The sequence below is a fragment of the Kitasatospora purpeofusca genome (genome assembly GCF_034043715.1).
Taxonomy (GTDB): Bacteria; Actinomycetota; Actinomycetes; order Streptomycetales; family Streptomycetaceae; genus Kitasatospora; species Kitasatospora purpeofusca_A.
The window spans coordinates 1-19,587 of sequence record NZ_JAXCLC010000046.1 but is presented as its reverse complement, the minus strand read 5'-3'; the positions used below and the strand labels follow the sequence as shown (position 1 = coordinate 19,587).

General features: G+C 71.4%; 13 protein-coding genes. 11 read left to right on the top strand and 2 right to left on the bottom strand.

What is annotated here, in order from left to right; genetic code table 11:
* Position 1 precedes the first annotated feature (1 nt).
* Both SM793_RS22945 and mycP read left to right on the top strand, forming a co-directional pair.
* On the top strand, positions 2–295 hold the full coding sequence (locus SM793_RS22945) for a WXG100 family type VII secretion target (RefSeq protein WP_320440148.1): 294 nt from the start codon (positions 2–4) through the stop codon (positions 293–295).
* 89 nt (positions 296–384) lie between these two features.
* On the top strand, positions 385–1,620 hold the full coding sequence (gene mycP / locus SM793_RS22940) for a type VII secretion-associated serine protease mycosin (RefSeq protein WP_320440147.1): 1,236 nt from the start codon (positions 385–387) through the stop codon (positions 1,618–1,620).
* Between the two features lie 198 nt (positions 1,621–1,818).
* On the opposite strand, the gene SM793_RS22935 is transcribed toward mycP, so the two are convergent.
* Both SM793_RS22935 and eccCa read right to left on the bottom strand, forming a co-directional pair.
* On the bottom strand, positions 1,819–3,231 hold the full coding sequence (locus SM793_RS22935) for an APC family permease (protein ID WP_320440146.1): 1,413 nt from the start codon (positions 3,229–3,231) through the stop codon (positions 1,819–1,821).
* A gap of 472 nt (positions 3,232–3,703) precedes the next feature.
* Complete coding sequence (gene eccCa / locus SM793_RS22930; RefSeq protein WP_320440145.1) at positions 3,704–7,651, bottom strand: type VII secretion protein EccCa; 3,948 nt, start codon at positions 7,649–7,651, stop codon at positions 3,704–3,706.
* Positions 7,652–8,087: 436 nt separating this feature from the next.
* Here eccCa and eccD point away from each other — a divergent pair, with 436 nt between their 5' ends.
* From eccD to SM793_RS22885, 9 genes are all read left to right on the top strand, one after another.
* A complete protein-coding gene (eccD, locus tag SM793_RS22925) occupies positions 8,088–9,551 on the top strand; it encodes a type VII secretion integral membrane protein EccD (RefSeq protein WP_320440144.1) in 1,464 nt (487 codons plus the stop codon).
* Between the two features lie 206 nt (positions 9,552–9,757).
* Positions 9,758–10,048, top strand: a complete 291-nt coding sequence (rpsO, locus tag SM793_RS22920) for a 30S ribosomal protein S15 (protein WP_266274437.1) — start codon at positions 9,758–9,760, stop codon at positions 10,046–10,048.
* A 463-nt stretch (positions 10,049–10,511) separates the two neighbouring features.
* Entirely contained in the window at positions 10,512–12,719 is a 2,208-nt protein-coding gene (locus tag SM793_RS22915) for a polyribonucleotide nucleotidyltransferase (protein WP_030397712.1), read from the top strand.
* A gap of 105 nt (positions 12,720–12,824) precedes the next feature.
* Positions 12,825–14,177, top strand: coding sequence for a pitrilysin family protein (locus tag SM793_RS22910; protein ID WP_320440143.1), 1,353 nt, complete (start codon positions 12,825–12,827; stop codon positions 14,175–14,177).
* A gap of 14 nt (positions 14,178–14,191) precedes the next feature.
* Complete coding sequence (gene dapB, locus SM793_RS22905; protein ID WP_320440142.1) at positions 14,192–14,938, top strand: 4-hydroxy-tetrahydrodipicolinate reductase; 747 nt, start codon at positions 14,192–14,194, stop codon at positions 14,936–14,938.
* 7 nt (positions 14,939–14,945) lie between these two features.
* Positions 14,946–15,449 (top strand): hypothetical protein, encoded by a 504-nt coding sequence (locus SM793_RS22900; RefSeq protein ID WP_320440141.1) that lies wholly within the window; start codon positions 14,946–14,948, stop codon positions 15,447–15,449.
* Positions 15,446–16,177: an FAD-dependent thymidylate synthase gene (thyX, locus tag SM793_RS22895; protein ID WP_320440140.1), complete on the top strand. Its 732-nt coding sequence runs from the start codon at positions 15,446–15,448 to the stop codon at positions 16,175–16,177. Before SM793_RS22900 ends, thyX begins: the two co-directional genes overlap by 4 nt.
* A 262-nt stretch (positions 16,178–16,439) precedes the next feature.
* Positions 16,440–17,339, top strand: coding sequence for a 4-hydroxy-tetrahydrodipicolinate synthase (gene dapA / locus SM793_RS22890; RefSeq protein WP_320440139.1), 900 nt, complete (start codon positions 16,440–16,442; stop codon positions 17,337–17,339).
* Positions 17,340–17,509: 170 nt separating this feature from the next.
* Positions 17,510–19,195, top strand: coding sequence for a ribonuclease J (locus SM793_RS22885; protein ID WP_320440138.1), 1,686 nt, complete (start codon positions 17,510–17,512; stop codon positions 19,193–19,195).
* Positions 19,196–19,587: the final 392 nt, after the last annotated feature.

Sequence of the window (19,587 nt, the reverse complement as noted above, 5' to 3'; positions counted from 1 at the left end):
CGTGGCCGAACACATTCTGGTCAACTTCGAGACCATCAAGAACGCCAGCTCGGAGGTCCGCCGGACCGCGGGGACGATCAAGGCCCAGCTCGAGGAGCTGAAGGCCGGCGTCACCAAGATCTCCGGTAGCTGGGAGGGCGCCGCCCAGCAGGGCTACCAGGCCCACCAGGCCAAGTGGGACCAGCGCGCCCAGCACCTCCAGGAGGTCCTGGAGAAGATCGCCAAGTCCCTGGACAGCGCGGCCCAGAGCTACCAGAACACCGAGAACCGCAACGCCACCCTCTGGACGGGCTGACGGTTCACGGCCCCAGTACCACGCGCCGAAGGGCGGGTGTCCCGCGCGGGCACCCGCCTTTGGCGCGACCGCGCGACCAGGTGGACGACATGAGGGGTGGCAGGGTGCCGGTGGTCAGGTACCGGACGGCGGCCGCGGCGGTGGCCGCGCTCACGGTGCTCGGCGGCCCGCTGACGGTGCCGGCGGCGGCGGAGGGGCCGGGCGTCTCGGCGTCCGGGGAGTGCGGCAAGAACGCGCAGAACGTGCAGGCCGTGCCGTGGTCGCTCCAGCGGATGGTGCTGGACGAGCTCTGGCAGGGCGGCGCGACCATCGGCGCCGGCGTCCTGGTCGCGGTCATCGACACCGGGGTGGACGACCAGAACCCGCAGCTGGCCGACAAGGTCCTCGACGGCGGTTCGCTGCTCAAGGACAAGGAGGGCAAGCGGGTCGAGGGCGGCGGCAAGGACGACCTGGTCGGCCACGGCACCAAGGTGGCCGGCATCATCGCGGCCTCCCGCAGCGAGCGGACCGGCTTCGTCGGCATCGCCCCCGGCGCCGTCGTGCTGTCGATCCGGCAGAACGACGCCGAGGGCAACGGTGATGTGCACTCGCTGGTGGAGGCCGTCAACTCGGCCGTCGCCCAGGGCGCCAAGGTCATCAACATCTCGCAGGACGTGCGCGGCGCGGCCGACACCCGCTTCGTCGGCTACGAGGAGCTGAAGGCCGCGGTCGACAACGCGGAGAGCCGGGGCGTGGTGGTGGTCGCCTCCTCCGGCAACGACGGCAAGAAGGGTGACACCTTCCCGGCGGCCTTCCGCACCGTGCTCGCCGTCGGTGCCTCCGACCGCAACAACGAGCGCACCTACTTCTCCCAGTACGGCGATTTCGTGGACGTCGCGGCTCCCGGCGTCGACATGCTCTCCACCGTTCCGCGCGGCGGGCAGTGCGTGGACAACGGCACCAGCTTCGCCGCGCCGTACGTGGCCGGGCTGGCGGCGCTGCTGGTGGGCGCGCACAAGGACTGGAAGCCGAGCCAGGTGCGGGCCTGGATCGAGCAGACCGCGCAGCGCACCGACCACAAGGCGAACGAGTACATCGGCTGGGGCGTGGTCGACCCGGTGAAGGCCGTCACCACCGCGCCCGCGTCGCCGCCGGACAAGCCGGCCGAGGACCCGCCGGTGCAGCTGGCCTCCGCCCCGATCGTGCCCCGCCCGCTCGGCCTCGGCGAGACCCAGGCCGACCGCGACGGCCGGACCGCGACCTACGTCCTGGGTGTGGGGGCGCTGCTGGTCGCCCTGCTGATCGGCGGCGGCATCGTCCTCCGCGACCACCGCCGCCGCCCCTGAGCCCGCCGCCGCGGTGAGGTTGCGGACACGCCGGCGCCCCGGCGCCCACGACCGAGCGGTCGCGGACGGTCGCGCTCGCCCCGTACCGGAAGCCCGGGAAGCGGCGCGCGGACGCGGCAGTGCCCCGGGCCAGGGGGAGCCCGGGGCACTGCCGTGTGGGGGAGGGGTGGGGGTCTGGGGGTGAGGGGGACAGGCGGGTCAGGCCTGCTGGTCCTCGGGGAGGGTGATCACCCAGCGGGTGTCCTGCCGGGGGCGCAGGTAGAACAGCCAGTAGAGGGTGGCGACGGCGGTGATGCCGCCGGTCCACAGCAGCGGCACGGTGTCCAGCTGGGTGATCACGTAGACCAGCACCGCGATCAGCACCACCGGGACGGCCGGCCACAGCGGCATCCGCCAGGCGGCGGCGTGCTTGTGGTGGTTGCGGCGGGAGAGCAGCGCGGCGATCGCGACCAGCAGGTACATCCCGGTGACGGCGACGCCGGTGATCTCGCTCAGCAGCTCGCCCTTGACGAAGCAGAGCGCGGCACCGGGGAGGCCGACGGCCAGGGTGGCGACCCACGGGGAGCCGAACCGGCCCAGGGTGCCGAAGGCCTTGTTGACCGGGCCGGGCCACGCCTTGTCGCGGGCCGAGGCGAACAGCACCCGGGAGTTCTGGATGACCATGACGATGCCGGCGTTGATGATGGCCAGCGCGACGCAGAGGCTGATGAAGGTGCCGACGGCCGAGTTGCTCCAGGCGGTGACCAGGCCGGAGATGTCGCCGGAGCTCAGGGTGGCGAGGTCGGGGGCGCCCATGGTGATGGCGACGACCGGGACCAGGATGACGGCGGCGGAGATCGCCAGCGTCCACAGCACGGTGCGGGACACGTTGCGGCGCGGGTTCTCCAGTTCCTCGGAGAGGTAGACGGCGGTGGAGAAGCCCTGGGTGATGAAGAGCGCGATGCCGAGGGCGCCGATGACCGCGCCGATGCTCACCGTGGTGGTGACGCCGTCCTCGCCGGTGACCACCCCGTGCAGCATGCTGGGCGCGCCGCTGTTGGCGTGGGCGAAGCCGAGCACCGACACGACGCCGGCCGCGACGACCTCCAGCACCAGGAAGACGCCGGTGATCCAGGCGTTGGCGCGCAGGTCCAGCAGGCCGGCCAGGGTGGCGGCGAGCATCACCGCGGCGCCGGCCAGCGGCTTGTCCACGTGCAGGACGGGGGCCAGGTAGTCGGCGGTGCCGAGGGCGATGACCGAGGGGACGATCATCACCACGATCAGCGAGAGCACGAACACCAGCCAGCCGGCCAGCCGTCCGGCCAGGGTGCCGACCATGGCGTACTCGCCGCCGGCGCTGGGGATCAGGGTGCCGAGCTCGGAGTAGCAGAAGGCGACCGCGATACAGAGCACCGAGCCGATCGCGATGGCCAGCGCGGTGGCGCTGCCGATGCTGGAGAACAGCTCCGGGACGATCACGAAGAGCGTGGAGGCCGGGGTGACGCAGGACAGCGTGAGCAGCGTGCCGCCCACGACGCCGATCGAACGCTTGAGCGTCTGCGGGGTGGCGGCGGCGCCCGCGACGGCCGGGGTGGGGGCCACGGCGGTCGGTGGGCGAAGCGTGTCGGTCATTGGGGCATCCGATCGGCTCTGTGCGGTCCTGGAGAGGGAGCGGTATCGCCTCCGCTGGCTGTCTGCTCGGTTCTGGTCCTGTCGCTCCCGGGCCGCCATGGAACCTTGGCCGTATCGATCGCGTCAATGGCCGAATTGCTTCGGAATCCGTTGTCGCTGTGCGTACAGACATGCGATCTGATGATCACTTATCGTCATCACTATGCATGTCCGACTTGTTACTTTCGCCACATCGCGCTTGAATCCAAGGTGAACGCAGCATTGCGCGAATCAATCCAAGGCCGCAGCCGAAAGCGGAGGCAGGTCGTCCGGAAGCCCCCGGGTCGTGGGGCCCGCCCCCGGCCGGGTACGGGAACCGCAGCCCTCCGGCGGAAAGATCTAGGTAACGTTTCGGCACTCGGGACGCCGAAGGGGTCGGACCCCGAGGATCCGACCCCTTCCGGCACGCTCCGTGACGAACGGCCCTCCGCCGCTACGGCGCCGGCAGCCAGCCCGTCTGCACCATCTGCCCGCTGGTCACCCGGCGCGAGACGAAAACGCCCCGGCCCGGCGGCAGCGCCTGCGGCTTGACGTTGCCCAGCAGCGGGCCCTCGTCCCGGTTGCCGGACAGGAGCACGCCCTGCCCGCCCAGCTCCCGCATCCGCTGCATGAACGGCTCGTACAGCGAGCGCCCGGCGCCGCCGGCGCTGCGCGCGACGATCACCCGCAGCCCGATGTCGCGCGCGAACGGCAGGAACTCCGCCAGCGCGGCCAGCGGGTTGCCCGAGGAGGTCGCCACCAGCTCGTAGTCGTCCACCACCACGAACATGTCCTTGCCGCTGTACCAGCTGCGGTTGCGCAGCTGCTCCGCGGTCACGTCAGGACCGGGCAGCCGGCGCGAGCAGGCCCCGCGCAGCATCTCGACCACGGAGTTCATGGCCGGCTGCGCGGCGGCGTACTCGACCAGGTACTCCGGCGGGACCACGCCGAGCAGCGCGCGCCGGTAGTCGCCGACCACGATCCCCGCCTGGTCCGGGGTGTACCGCTCGGTGATCTGCTTGACCAGCATCCGCAGCAGCGCGGACTTCCCGGACTCGGTGTCGCCGAACACGATGAACAGCGGGTCGGTCTCGAAGTTGACGAAGGCCGGTGCCAGCTCCGCCTCGTCCACGCCGAAGGCGACACCCCGCTCCGGGTGCTCGAAGCCCTTCGGCAGCGACTGTCCGTCCAGCACCGTCGGCAGCATCCGCACCTGCGGCGCGCGCGGACCGGTCCAGGCCCCGGTGACCGCCTGGACCAGCCCGGCCACACCGTTGCGCAGGTCCTCGACCGAGTCGGAGCCGTCCAGCCGGGGCAGGCCGGTGAGGAAGTGCAGCCGGTCCACGGTGACGCCCCGGCCCGGTACGGCCGGCACGGCCTGCGCCACCCGGCGGTCCACCTCGGACTCCATCGCGTCGCCGAGCTTCAGCTCGGTCCGGTTCTGCAGCAGGTCCTTGAGCGCCGGGCGGACCTCGGCGTACCGGGTCGCGGTGACGATCAGGTGGACGCCGTAGCCGAGGCCGCGCTGGGCGATGTCGCCGATGACCGGTTCCAGCGCCTCGAACTCCTGCTTGAAGGTGTTCCAGCCGTCGACCACCAGGAAGACGTCGCCGAACCGCTCGTCCGGCAGCGTGCCGGCGGCCCGGCGGGCCCGGTAGGTGCCGATGGAGTCGATCCCGGTGCTGCGGAAGAGCTCCTCGCGCCGGTTGAGCACCCCGTGCACCTCGGAGACCATCCGGCGCACCTTCTCCGCGTCCAGCCGCCCGGCCACCCCGCCGACGTGCGGCAGGTCCTGGAGCGACTGGAAGCCGCCGCCGCCGAAGTCCAGCAGGTAGAACTGCGTCTCCAGCGGCGTGTGGGTGAGCGCGAACGAGGCCACCGTGGTGCGGATCATGGTCGACTTGCCGGAGCGCGGGCCGCCGACCACCAGTCCGTGGCCGGCCGCGCCCGCGTAGTCCTGCTCGAGGATGTCGCGCTTCTGGTCGCGCGGCTTGTCGACGATGCCGACCGGCACCCGCAGCCGGCCCAGCGCACCGGACTGCGGCGCGGTCAGTCCGCGCTCGGCGGTCGCCTGCAGTGGCGGCAGCAGCTGGTCCACGCTCGGCGGCGCGTCCAGCGGCGGCAGCCACACCTGGTGCGCGGCCGGGCCCTGGCCCGCCATCCGCTGCACGAACACGTCCAGCACGGTGTCCGCCAGGGCGTCGTCCTGCTCCTCGACCAGCGGCTCGACCTCCTGCACCAGCGGCTCGGTCACCGGCACCTCGGCCGCGGTGAACCGCACCGGACGTGCGGACACCAGCCGGCCGCCGGTCGACCGCTGCTGCCCCGGCGCCCGGTAGGCCCCGGAGACGTAGGCGGCCTTGAAGCGTTCCATCACATCGGTGCCGAACTTCAGGTAGCCGACACCCGGCACCGGCGGCAGGTGGTAGGCGTCCGGAACACCGATCGCCGCCCGCGACTCGGCCGCCGAGAAGGTGCGCAGACCGATCCGGTAGGAGAGGTAGGTGTCCAGGCCGCGCAGCTTGCCCTCCTCCAGGCGCTGCGAGGCCAGCAGCAGATGCACCCCGAGGGACCGGCCGATCCGGCCGATCTGGATGAACATGTCGATGAAGTCGGGCTTGGCGGTGAGGAGCTCGGAGAACTCGTCGATGATCAGCACCAGGGAGGGCAGCGGGTCCAGTGCCGCGCCGGCCGCCCGGGCCCGCTCGTACTCGTGGATGTTCGCGTAGTTGCCCGCCCGGTGCAGCAGCTCCTGGCGCCGGTTGAGTTCGCCCTCGATGGCGTCCCGCATCCGGTCGACCAGGGTGAGCTGGCCCTCCAGGTTGGTGATCACGGCCGAGGTGTGCGGCATGTCCGCCATACCCGCGAAGGTCGCGCCGCCCTTGAAGTCGGCGAGCACGAAGTTCAGCGTCTCCGAGGAGTGCGTCATCGCCAGCGCCAGCACCAGGGTGCGCAGCAGCTCGGACTTGCCGGAGCCGGTCGCGCCGACGCACAGGCCGTGCGGGCCCATGCCCTCCAGCGCGGCCTCCTTGAGGTCCAGGTACACGTGCTCGCCGCCGGCCCCGACGCCGATCGGCACCCGCAGCCGCTCGTGCTGCGCCCGCTGCCGCCAGCTGCGGGTCACGTCGAACGAGCCCGGGTCGCCGGAGTTCATCAGGTCGGTGAAGTCCAGGTTGGACAGCAGCGGCTCGTCGTCGCCGCCGGCCGAGGCCCGGTACGGCGCCAGCTGCCGGGCCAGCGCCTCGGACTGCCAGGCGCCGAGGGTGTCCGGCTTGCCGGTGTAGGTGGCGCCCGAGGCGGAGCGCAGCACCAGGGCGTCCGGCGAGACGGTGACGATCAGGTGCCCGCTCGGCTCGTCCAGGTCGCCCGGGACCACCTCGACGATGGTCACCCCGTGCACGCCCTCGGCACCGGCCAGCAGCGAGTCGTGCGGCACCGAGGCGCCGTCCATGACGACCACGATGTGCGGCTGGTCGGCGGTCGGCGCGGCGTCCCGGACGAACCGCTGCCGGCCGGCCAGCTCGTCCTGGAGCAGCAGCTCCAGGTCGCCGAGCCCGGTGGCGATCAGCCGGCGGGAGCCGGCGCCGTCGTTCTCCTTGCGGTGCTGGTTGTGCGGGAGCCACTTGGTCCACTCCCACTCGTCCACCGCGCCGGGCGCCGCCGCGACCGTGATCAGCAGGTCGTCCGGCGAGTGCAGGGTGGTGAGCTGGGCGATCATCGCCCGGACGTTGCCGTACACGGTGTCCGGGTCGCCGCAGACCGTGATGTGGTAGAAGGCGCGCAGCGAGATCGCCAACGGCAGGTCCTGCAAGGTGCCGTGGGCGTTCAGGAAGGTCTGCATCGCGGCCGCCGAGAGCGGCTCCAGCTCGTCCATCGGCGCGGTCTGCGGCGCGACCAGCGGGGTGGACAGCTGGACCGGTCCGCGCCCGACCCTGATCTGCGCGAAGTCGGCGTCGCCGGCCCGCCGCTCCCACAGCCGCCGGCCGTCGGCCACGATCGACCAGAGCTGGTCCGGCTCGGGGTTCAGGAACAGCTGCGCGCCGCGCTGGCGCTCGGCGGTCCGGCGCACCTGGCGGCGCATCTGCTGCAGGTACTTGAGGTAGTCGCGCCGCTCGTCCGCGGTGGCGGTGGAGCCGCCCTTGCGAGCCCGGACGACCTGGGCGAGCGCCATGCCGACCGTCGAGACGATCATCAGACCGCCCATGATCTTCATCGGGGCCTGGGCGCCGGGGGCGAAGAAGAACACCGCCGAACCGCCCATGCCGAGCATCGGCAGGATGCTCATCACCCAGTCCTCGCCGCCCGAGCGGGGCAGTTCGGGCGGGGTCACCAGCTCCACCGGCTCGTCCGGCACCGCGGGCGGGTAGGCCCGGGGTGGCCGCTTGACCATGATCACGCCCATACGCGTCCCACCCCCCGACCACGAACGCTTCGCAAGATCACTACGGCATCAGCCCTCACGCAACAGGATCCGTACGGGTGAGGACGCCCCGTGTGACGCCGCCCCCGCTCCGCCGACCGCAGGCGTCCGGGGAGGAACGCACCGCCCCCGCCGCCCTGCGCAGGGGCCGATCCTACTGGGGCCCGCGCCCGCCGCCCCGGCCGCCCTCCGCGGGGCCGGGCACGAACCGAGCGGGTAGGGTAACGCCGCGCCAACTCGTGGCCGCGCCCGGCCGGTTCCGCCCGGCCGGCGCCCACGCGGGGGCCGGACCGGCCGGCCGCCGGTGCCGCGCCGGCACCGTCCGGGCGGCGGCACCGCGCGCCGGCGCCGAGCACCCGTCACCGAACACCGTCATCAAGGGGGAGCGCCCAGTGCGTCGAGCGAACGAGGTGCGGGCATGACGACGCCCGCGACCACCGGCTTCTGCCGGGTCACCGTCGTCGCGCCGGACAGCCGGATCGACGTCGCCCTGCCCGAGGACGTCCCGCTCGCGGACGTGTACCCCGAGGTGCTGCGGCTGTCCGGCCAGACCCAGCCCGAAGGCGTCCCCACCGGCTTCCACCTGGTCCGCCGCGACGGCACCGTGCTCGACGGCGGCCGCTCGCTCGCCGCCCAGCAGGTGCGCGACGGCGACCTGCTCAACCTGCGCCCGTTCGCCGAGTCGCTGCCGCCCGCGGTCTACGACGACGTCGCCGACGCGATCGCCACCGCCGGCGAGACCGACCGCCGGTTCTGGAGCCCCGAGCTGATGCGCGCCTTCGGCCTGGTCGGCGCCGGCGTACTGCTCACCCTGCTCGGCTTCGCGCTCTGGTTCGCCGACCTGCGCCACGACATGCACGGCCTGCCCGGCGTGCTCTCCGGCGTCGTCGCGGTGGTGCTCACCGCCCTCGCCGGCGTCCGCGCCCGGGTCTACCGGGACGCCTGGGCCGGCCTCGCGCTCGGCCTCGGCGCCCTGCCGCACGCCCTGATCGCCGGCAGCGGCATCCTCGCCCCGACCGGCGGCCCGCTGGACGGCCCCGGCCGGCTCCAGTTCCTGACCGGCTGCGTCGCCGTCCTGGTGGTCGCCGTCCTGCTGGTCGGCCTGCTGCCCACGATGGACTCCCTCTTCGTGGCCGCCGCCTTCCTGGCCGCGGCCGGCGCGCTCGCCACCTTCGCCGCCGTCCTGCTGCCCGGCACCCCGGTCCACCACATCGCGGCCGTCACCGGCGTCGCCGCCGTCGCCGTGATCGGCTTCCTGCCCGGCCTGTCCGCCCGCTTCGCCCGGCTGCCGGTCGGCTACAGCGCCCCCGGCCAGACCCGCGCCCGGGGCCGCGACCACGACGAGGAGGCCGCCCGCGCCGAGCTGGTCCAGTACGAACGGATCGCCCAGCAGGCCCGCCGCGGCCACGAGGTGCTGGTCGGCCTGGTCGGCGGCTGCGCCGCAGTGGTCGTCGGCGCCTGCGCGGTGCTCGGCTTCACCGACCGGGCCTTCCCCGAACTGCTGGCCCTCGTCCTCGGGCTGGCCGCCATGCTCAGGGCCCGGCTGTTCCGCTACAGCGCCCAGGTCCTCGCGCTCACCGTCGCCGGCCTGCTCGGCCTGTCGCTGCTGATCGTCGGACTCTCCCTGCACACCCCGCAGTTCGTGCTGCGGGTCGGCCTCGGCTCCACCGACGCCGATCTGCGCACCGTCTGGCTGACCGCCTCGATCGCCTTCGGCGCCGCCGTGCTCACCGCGATCGCCCTGGTGGTGCCGCGGCTCGGCGTCTCCCCCTTCTGGGGGCGCATCCTGGACCTGGTCGACAGCCTCACCCTGATGTCGCTGGTCCCGCTGGTGCTGGCCGTCCTCGACGTCTACCGGCTGGTCCGCGGCGCCACCGGCTGATCCGGGGCGCCACCGGCCGATCCGCGCGCCGGGGCCGCCGACCGTCGGCATCGGCGGCACTGGTACGCTTGGCCTCCGAGCGCAGCCGTGTGTCCGTCCCCGGGTGGGACGATGCCCGTCGGCCGCGCCCGTAACACGACACCGAGTTCTCGCAGAGTCCTGTGCCGTAGACCAGGAACGCTCAGTATCACCTCGAAGGAGTTGCAGTGGCTCTCGCCTCTGACATCAAGAAGCAGATTTTCGCCGAGTTCGGCCAGAAGGAGGGCGACACCGGCTCCCCCGAGGTCCAGGTCGCCATGCTCTCCCGCCGTATCTCGGACCTGACCGAGCACCTCAAGACCCACAAGCACGACCACCACTCGCGTCGTGGCCTGCTGATCCTGGTCGGCCAGCGTCGCCGCCTGCTGCAGTACCTGGCCAAGAAGGACATCGAGCGCTTCCGTACGCTCGTCGACCGCCTGGGCATCCGTCGCGGTGCCGCCGGCGGCGCCCGCTGAGAACGCCGCTCGGGGCGGCTCCCCACACCGGGGAGCCGCCCCTCGCGCGTATGCCGCGACCGGTGACCGGGGCGCCCACCACGGCGCCCGCGCCCACCGGCCGGGGATAACAACTCGCGCGCACCTCCCCAGGTGGCCGAGGATTGCACCGTAGGGTTGTGGGCATGCCGGGTGATGGCGCCGAAAGCGCGCCACCGGGCAGCAGGACCCGAACCCCCGCGGGACGAAGGCTTCAAACGGAAGCCGCCCGCATCCGAGAGAGCGTCCAGACGCGGACCGCCCGTCCGGACCCGGCCGGCCGAGAGGCGCCGGTCCTCGGTAGTGGCCGTCGGAGCCCCCGCAGACCGAAGCGGGGACCTCCGGAGGCTTCGATCGAAGACCGGCCCGGACCGTCCAGGGTCAGCACGCAGGCGATTACGCGGGGACGCTCTCCCGGAGACGTACGAAAGAGGAGATCTTCCAGGTGGAAGAGAACGTGTTCTACGCCGAAGCCGTGATCGACAACGGTTCCTTCGGCACCCGTACCATCCGCTTCGAGACCGGCCGTCTGGCCCGTCAGGCCGCCGGCTCCGCCGTGGCCTACCTCGACGACGACACCATGGTGCTGTCGGCCACCAGCGCGTCCAAGCAGCCGAAGGAGCACTTCGACTTCTTCCCGCTGACCGTGGACGTCGAGGAGCGGATGTACGCCGCGGGCCGTATCCCCGGCTCGTTCTTCCGTCGCGAGGGCCGGCCCTCCGAGGACGCGATCCTCACCTGCCGCCTGATCGACCGCCCGCTGCGCCCGTCCTTCGTCAAGGGCCTGCGCAACGAGATCCAGGTCGTCGTCACCGTGATGGCGCTCAACCCGGACCACCTGTACGACGTGGTGGCCATCAACGCCGCCTCCGCCTCCACCCAGCTGGCGGGCCTGCCGTTCTCCGGCCCGATCGGCGGCGTCCGCGTCGCGCTGATCAACGGCCAGTGGGTGGCCTTCCCGACCCACAGCGAGCTGGAGTCGGCCGTCTTCGACATGGTCGTGGCCGGCCGCACCCTGCCGGACGGCGACGTCGCGATCATGATGGTCGAGGCCGAGGCCACCGACAAGACCATCAAGCTGGTCGAGGGCGGCGCCGAGGCGCCGACCGAGGAGATCGTCGCCGCCGGTCTGGACGCCGCCAAGCCGTTCATCAAGGTCCTCTGCGCCGCCCAGGCCCAGCTGGCCGCCCAGGCCGCGAAGCCGACCGGCGAGTTCCCGGTCTTCCTGGACTACCAGGACGACGTGCTCGCCGCGCTGACCGCCGCCGTCAAGGACGAGCTGGCCCAGGCCCTCACCATCGCGGGCAAGCAGGAGCGCAACAACGAGCTGGACCGCGTCAAGGCGCTGGCCGCCGAGAAGCTGCTGCCCGAGTTCGAGGGCCGCGAGAAGGAGATCAGCGCCGCCTACAACGCGCTGACCAAGAAGACCGTCCGCGAGCGCGTCATCAAGGACAAGGTCCGCATCGACGGCCGCGGTGTCACCGACATCCGCACCCTGGCCGCCGAGGTCGAGGCCATCCCGCGGGTGCACGGCTCGGCCCTCTTCGAGCGCGGCGAGACCCAGATCCTGGGTGTCACCACGCTGAACATGCTCCGCATGGAGCAGCAGCTGGACACGCTCTCCCCGGAGACCCGTCGCCGCTACATGCACAACTACAACTTCCCGCCGTACTCGGTCGGCGAGACCGGCCGCGTCGGTTCGCCGAAGCGCCGCGAGATCGGCCACGGCGCGCTCGCCGAGCGGGCCATCCTGCCGGTGCTGCCGTCCCGCGAGGACTTCCCGTACGCCATCCGCCAGGTCTCCGAGGCGCTGAGCTCCAACGGCTCCACCTCGATGGGCTCGGTCTGCGCCTCCACCATGTCGCTGCTGAACGCCGGTGTGCCGCTCAAGGCCGCCGTCGCCGGTATCGCCATGGGCCTGATCTCGCAGGAGATCGACGGTGAGACCCACTACGTGACCCTCACCGACATCCTCGGTGCCGAGGACGCGTACGGCGACATGGACTTCAAGGTCGCCGGTACCCGCAACTTCATCACCGCGCTGCAGCTGGACACCAAGCTCAACGGCATCCCGGCGTCGGTGCTCGCCGCCGCGCTGAAGCAGGCCCGCGACGCCCGTCTGCACATCCTCGACGTGATGAACGAGGCCATCGACTCCCCGGACGAGATGTCCCCGAACGCGCCGCGCATCATCACCATCAAGATCCCGGTGGACAAGATCGGTGAGGTCATCGGCCCCAAGGGCAAGATGATCAACCAGATCCAGGAGGACACCGGCGCCGAGATCACGATCGAGGACGACGGCACCATCTACATCGGTGCCGCCGACGGTCCGGCCGCCGAGGCCGCCCGCACCACGATCAACCAGATCGCCAACCCGACCATGCCGGAGGTCGGCGAGCGCTACCTGGGCACCGTGGTCAAGACCACGACCTTCGGTGCCTTCGTCTCGCTCATGCCGGGCAAGGACGGTCTGCTGCACATCTCGCAGATCCGCAAGCTGGCCGGCGGCAAGCGCGTGGAGAACGTCGAGGACATCCTCGGCGTCGGCGCCAAGGTGCAGGTCGAGATCGCCGAGATCGACCCGCGCGGCAAGCTCTCGCTGATCCCGGTCGTCGAGGGCGAGGAGAACGGCGAGGCCGCTTCCGAGTGAAGCGCCGCTAGCTGAACCCGCGGCCCGCACGCCCCCAGCGGCGTGCGGGCCGCACCCTGTTGTCCCCCCATACTTCGACGGATTGCTTTCTACGGAGGTACCCCCGTGGCTCTGGCCTCGGCGGCGACGCAGCGCCCCGGCACGACCCGAACCCTGCTGAAGGGCGCGGACGGCGCCGGAATCGTGCGCCGCACCGTCCTTCCCGGCGGCCTGCGCGTCGTCACCGAGACCCTGCCGACGGTGCGCTCCGCGACCTTCGGCATCTGGGTCGGGGTCGGCTCTCGCGACGAGACGCCCCAGCTCAACGGCGCCACGCACTATCTCGAGCACCTGCTCTTCAAGGGCACCGAGCGGCGCAGCGCGCTGGACATCTCGGCCGCCCTGGACGCGGTCGGCGGCGAGATGAACGCCTTCACCGCCAAGGAGAACACCTGCTACTACGCGCGGGTGCTCGACACCGACCTGCCGCTGGCCATCGACGTGGTCTGCGACATGCTCACCGGCTCGCTGATCCGCCCGGAGGACGTCGAGGCCGAACGCGGCGTCATCCTCGAGGAGATGGCGATGGCCGAGGACGACCCGGGCGACGTCGTCCACGACCTCTTCGCCAAGGTGATCTTCGGCAACGGCCCGCTCGGCCGCCCGATCCTTGGCACCCAGGAGACCGTCAGGTCGCTCACCCGCGACCAGATCGCGAACTTCTTCCACCGCCGCTACCGGCCCGAGCACCTCGTCGTCGCCGCGGCCGGCAACCTGGACCACCGCAAGGTCGTCCGGCAGGTCGAGCGGGCCTTCGCACCGCTGCTCGCCAAGTCCGAGGCCGTCCCCGCCGAGGCCCGCCGCGGCGCCAAGGCGCTGCGCACCGCCGGCCGGGTCGAGGTGCTCAACCGCTCTACCGAGCAGGCCCACCTGGTGCTGGGCGTGCCCGGGGTGCCCCGGCACGACGAGCGCCGCTGGGCGATGGGCGTGCTGAACGCGGCCCTCGGCGGCGGGATGAGCTCGCGGCTCTTCCAGGAGGTGCGGGAGAAGCGCGGCCTGGCGTACTCGGTGTACTCGTACTCCTCCTCGTACGCGGACAGCGGCGTGTTCGGCATCTACGCCGGCTGCCAGCCCAAGCGGGTCGAGGAGGTGCTGCGGATCTGCAGCGACGAGCTCGCCAAGGTGGTCGCCGAGGGCATCACCGAGGAGGAGCTGCGGCGGGCGATCGGCCAGATCTCCGGCTCCACCGTGCTCGGCATGGAGGACACCGGTTCGCTGATGAACCGGATCGGCAAGGCCGAACTGAGCTACGGCCACCACCTGTCGGTGGACGACATGCTGGAGCGGATCGCCGCGGTGACCCTGGACGACGTGCACGAGGTCGCCCGTGATGTGCTGGGGGCGTACCGGCCCTCGCTCGCGCTGATCGGCCCGATCACCGACAAGCGGGCCGCCAAGCTGGCCGACCTGCTGGCCTGAAGGGACTACTCACCATGACGCTGCGAGTCGCTGTGATCGGCGCCCGGGGCCGGATCGGCTCGGAGGCCGTCAAGGCCGTCGGTGCCGCCCCGGACCTGGAGCTGGTCGCCACCCTCGGGCGGGGCTCGGAGCTCTCCGAGCTGACCGCCGCCGGGGTGCAGGCCGCGGTCGAACTGACCCACCCCGACTCGGTGATGGGCAACCTCGACTACTGCCTGTCGCACGGCATCCACGTGGTCACCGGTACCACCGGCTGGACGGAGGAGCGGCTCGCCACCGTCCGGGGGCTGCTCGCCGCCGCGCCGGAGCTGGGTGTGCTGATCGCGCCGAACTTCTCCGTCGGTGCCGTGCTCGGCATGAAGTTCGCCCAGGCCGCGGCCAGGTACTTCGAGTCGGTCGAGGTCGTCGAGCTGCACCACGACCACAAGGCGGACGCCCCCAGCGGCACCGCGGCCCGCACCGCCCAGCTGATCGCCGCCGCCCGCGCGGAGGCCGGCCGCGCGCCGCAGCAGGACCCGACCACCCACGGCCTGCCCGGCGCCCGCGGCGCCGACGTCGACGGGGTTCCGGTGCACTCGGTGCGGCTGCGCGGTCTGCTCGCCCACCAGCAGGTGATGTTCGGCGACGACGGCGAGACCCTCACCATCCGGCACGACTCGCTGCACCACAGCAGCTTCATGCCGGGCATCCTGCTCGGTGTGCGCAAGGTCGTGGAGACGCCCGGGCTCACCCTGGGCCTCGAACACTTCCTGGACCTGTGAGCCCGGCATGACCTCCCGTACCGGCTTCTTCCTCCTCTCCGGAGTCCTGGCCCTGGTCGCGCTGATCTGCGTCGGCGAGGGCGTCCAACTGATCGCCACCGGCAAGCCGCTGGGCATCGGCCTGGGCCTGTGCGCCTTCGTCATCCCGGTCGTCGGCCTCTGGTTCCTGCGCCAGACGGTCCGCTTCGGACGGGACAGCGAGCGGCTCGCCCGCGAGCTGGAGGCCGAGGGCGGGCTGCCGGTCGACGAGCTGGAGCGCACCGGCGGCGGCCGGATCGACCGGGCCTCGGCCGACGCGGTGTTCGCCCGCCGCAAGGCCGAGGCGGAGGCCGCCCCGGGCGACTGGCGGGTCTTCTTCCGGCTCGCGGTCGCCTACGCCGACGCCGGCGACGTGCCGCGCGCCCGCAGGACCATGCAGCACGCGATCCGGCTGCACCGCACCACCGGTGCCGACGCCGCCACGAGCGGCGTCGCGGGCACCGTCGGCAAGCCCGCGAGGAGCAGCGCGTGAGCGAGGACACGACCGCCCCCCGGTTCCGCGGCGACATCACCGCGGACCTGGTCCGCGGCGCCGCCGCCGACTCGGACGTCATCTGGGCGGCACGGGTCTCCACGGCGGGGGAGCAGTCCCTGGAGGCTCTCCAGCAGGACCCGGACAAGTCCGCCGGCCTCATCAACTTCCTGATGCGCGACCGGCACGGCACGCCGTTCGAGCACAACTCGATGACCTTCTTCATCAGCGCGCCGATCTTCGTCTTCCGCGAATTCCAACGCCACCGCAGCGGATGGTCGTACAACGAGGAGTCCGGCCGCTACCGCGAGCTGCAGCCGGTCTTCTACGTACCCGCCGAGGACCGCAAGCTGGTCCAGCAGGGCCGCCCCGGCCGCTACGAGTTCGTCGACGGCACCCCGGAGCAGCACCGCACCGTCGGCTCCGCGATGGAGGCCGCCTACCGCGAGGCCTACGAGCGCTACCGGGAGATGCTGGCGGCGGGAGTGGCCCGCGAGGTCGCCCGCGCGGTGCTGCCGGTCGGGCTGTTCTCCTCGATGTACGCGACCTGCAACGCCCGCTCGCTGATGCACTTCCTGTCCCTGCGGACCAAGCGGGAGTACGCGACGGTGCCGTCGTTCCCGCAGCGCGAGATCGAGATGGTCGCCGAGCGGATGGAGGAGCAGTGGGCGGAACTCATGCCGCTCACCCATGCGGCCTTCGAGAAACACGGCCGGGTCGCGCCCTGACCTGCGACGACGAGCATCCGGGCGCAGTGCCGGGCATGTCTGGATTGCGGCATTTCTGACCTCTCCCTACGCTCATGAACACGGATTCCGGTGCTGCTTGAACCCCCGAGCACGCAGCACCGGAATCCCATGTTTCCGCTGCTGGAACCGGTTCTGCGGGGGCCGTACCGGGACGATCCCGGACCGTTCCGGAGGCGCACGGCCGTCCGAACCCCGGACCGGCCTGGGTACCGCCCCACCGCCTACGAGTAGTTTTGGACACATGGCTCCGACCTCCACCCCCCAGACGCCCTTCGGCCGGGTCCTGACCGCGATGGTGACACCGTTCACCGCCGACGGCGGCCTCGACCTCGACGGCGCCCAGCGCCTCGCCGCGCACCTCGTCGACTCCGGCAACGACGGCCTCGTCGTGAACGGCACCACCGGCGAGTCCCCGACCACCAGTGACGCCGAGAAGGCCCAGCTCGTCCGCGCCGTGGTGGAGGCGGTCGGCGACCGGGCCCACGTGGTGGCCGGCGTCGGCACCAACGACACGCACCACAGCGTCGAGCTGGCCCGGCAGGCCGAGGCCGCCGGCGCGCACGGCCTGCTGTCGGTCACGCCGTACTACAGCAAGCCCCCGCAGGAGGGCCTGTACCGGCACACGGTGCGGATCGCCGACGCCACCGGACTTCCTGTCATGCTGTACGACATCCCGGGCCGCAGCGGCGTCGCGCTGAGCCACGAGACGCTGGTCCGGCTGGGCGAGCACCCGCGGATCGTCGCCAACAAGGACGCCAAGGGCGACCTCGGCGCCGCGTCCTGGGCGATCACCCGTTCCGGCCTCGCCTGGTACTCCGGCGACGACATCCTCAACCTGCCGCTGCTGTCGGTCGGGGCCGTGGGTGTGGTGAGCGTGGTCGGGCATGTGGTCGCCGGCGAGCTGAGGGCCATGGTCGAGGCGCACCTGGCCGGCGATGTGGCCAAGGCCACGGCCGTCCACCAGCGCCTGCTGCCGGTCTTCACCGGTATCTTCCGCACCCAGGGCGTCATTCTCACCAAGGCCGCGCTGGACCTCCAGGGTCTGCCGGCCGGCCCGCTGCGACTGCCCCTGATCGGCGCGACTCCGGAGGAGATCGCGCAACTGAAGAAGGATCTCGCCGACGGCGGGGTAGACCTGTAACAGACACGTACGTGCGCGCCCCGGCTCGCCGGACCCTCACGGGCCCGCCGCTGGACCGGACCGAAGGCGCGAGAGCACAGACCTGGTAGGAAAACCGACACGGAGAACGCACGCCATATGTCGCACGGGGAGGACCCCGGACATATGGCGTGCGTCGTGAGGAGAGTCTTTTGAGCCACCCGCATCCCGAACTCGGCACGCCGCCGGCCCTCAAGGCGGGCGCCCTGCGCATCACCCCGCTCGGCGGTCTCGGCGAGATCGGCCGCAACATGACGGTCTTCGAATACGGGGACCGCATTCTCATCGTCGACTGCGGCGTCCTCTTCCCCGAGGACGAGCAGCCCGGCGTCGACCTGATCCTCCCGGACTTCACCTACATCCGGGACCGTCTGGACAAGATCGACGGCATCGTCCTCACGCACGGCCACGAGGACCACATCGGCGCCGTCCCGTTCCTGCTCCGGGAGAACCCGGACATCCCGCTGATCGGGTCGAAGCTCACCCTGGCGCTCATCGAGGCCAAGCTCGCCGAGCACCGCATCCGCCCGTACGTGCTGGAGGTCGCCGAGGGCGACCGCGAGCGGATCGGCCCCTTCGACTGCCAGTTCATCGCGGTCAACCACTCCATCCCGGACGCGCTGGCCGTCGCCGTGCGCACGCCCGCCGGCATGGTCGTTGCCACCGGTGACTTCAAGATGGACCAGCTGCCGCTCGACGGCCGGCTGACCGACCTGCCGGCCTTCGCCAAGCTGGCGGAGGAGGGCATGGACCTGCTGCTGGTGGACTCCACCAACGCCGAGGTCCCCGGCTTCATCCCGCCCGAGCGGGACATCTCCGCGGCGCTGCGCAACGTCTTCGCCAACGCGGACAAGCGCATCATCGTGGCCTCCTTCGCCAGCCACGTGCACCGCATCCAGCAGGTGCTGGACGCCGCGCACGAGTACAAGCGCAAGGTCGCCTTCGTCGGCCGCTCGATGGTCCGCAACATGGGCATCGCGCGCGACCTCGGCTACCTCAAGGTGCCCGGCAACATGGTCGTCGACGTCAAGCAGCTCGACGACCTGCCGGACAAGGACGTCGTGCTGATCTGTACCGGTTCGCAGGGCGAGCCGATGGCCGCGCTGTCCCGGATGGCCAACCGTGACCACCAGATCCGCATCGTCGAGGGCGACACCGTCGTCCTCGCCTCCTCGCTGATCCCCGGCAACGAGAACGCCGTCTACCGGGTGATCAACGGCCTGACCCGCTGGGGCGCCAAGGTCGTCCACAAGGGCAACGCCAAGGTGCACGTCTCGGGCCACGCCTCGGCCGGCGAGCTGCTGTACTTCTTCAACATCTGCAGGCCGCGCAACCTCATGCCGGTGCACGGCGAGTGGCGCCACCTGCGGGCGGCGGCCGATCTCGGCATCGCCACCGGCGTCCCGCGCAACCGCGTCGTCATCGCCGAGGACGGCGTCTGCGTCGACCTGGAGAAGGGCGTCGCACGCATCGTCGGCAAGGTGCAGGCCGGCTACGTCTACGTGGACGGCTCCTCGGTCGGCGACATCACCGAGGCCTCGCTCAAGGACCGCAGGATCCTCGGCGAGGAGGGCTTCATCTCCTGCTTCGTCGTGGTGGACTCCACCAACGGCAAGATCGTCGGTGGCCCGAGCATCCAGGCCCGGGGTTCCGGCATCGACGACGCCGCGTTCGTCCCGGTGACGGCCAAGCTCCAGGAGGCGCTCGACCGCTCGGCGGGCGACGGCGTTCTGGAGGTCCGTCAGGTCCAGCAGCTGGTGCGCCGGATCCTCGGCAAGTGGGTGGCGGACAACTACCGCCGCCGCCCGATGATCCTGCCGGTCGTCGTCGAGGTGTGATTTGACGTGGGGCAACCCGGTGCGTAATGTTCTCCGGGTTGCCCCACGGGACGGCCCCCAGTCGAAGTCCTCGAAATGAAATTCGAGAACGGAGCGGGAAAACGGCCCGAGAAACTCTGGTAGAGTTCGGGAGCGCCGAAAGGCCCAAGCAAATCCGATGAATGAAACTCCGGAAAACGGAGCGGAAAACGTCTGATAAGCTTGAAACACGAAAGAACGAAGCGCCCGGAGGGCCGGTGTGAAAGCCGCCTGAAGGAAGTGTCCGTTCCTTGAGAACTCAACAGCGTGCCAAAAGTCAACGCCAGATATGTTGACATCCCCGGCCTCGGTCTCTGATCGGGGTTGGAGATTCCTTTATGAAGTAAAACACTAGCGAGGACGCAGTGCGCGGG

Excerpts from the sequence above, each read along its gene's own strand:
- mycP (WP_320440147.1), top strand. The coding sequence starts at position 385 with ATGAGGGGTGGCAGGGTGCCGGTGGTCAGGTACCGGACGGCGGCCGCG.
- SM793_RS22900 (WP_320440141.1), top strand. The coding sequence starts at position 14,946 with ATGACCTCCCGTACCGGCTTCTTCCTCCTCTCCGGAGTCCTGGCCCTG.
- SM793_RS22935 (WP_320440146.1), bottom strand. The coding sequence starts at position 3,231 with ATGACCGACACGCTTCGCCCACCGACCGCCGTGGCCCCCACCCCGGCC.
- eccCa (WP_320440145.1), bottom strand. The coding sequence starts at position 7,651 with ATGGGCGTGATCATGGTCAAGCGGCCACCCCGGGCCTACCCGCCCGCG.
- eccD (WP_320440144.1), top strand. The coding sequence starts at position 8,088 with ATGACGACGCCCGCGACCACCGGCTTCTGCCGGGTCACCGTCGTCGCG.
- dapB (WP_320440142.1), top strand. The coding sequence starts at position 14,192 with ATGACGCTGCGAGTCGCTGTGATCGGCGCCCGGGGCCGGATCGGCTCG.
- dapA (WP_320440139.1), top strand. The coding sequence starts at position 16,440 with ATGGCTCCGACCTCCACCCCCCAGACGCCCTTCGGCCGGGTCCTGACC.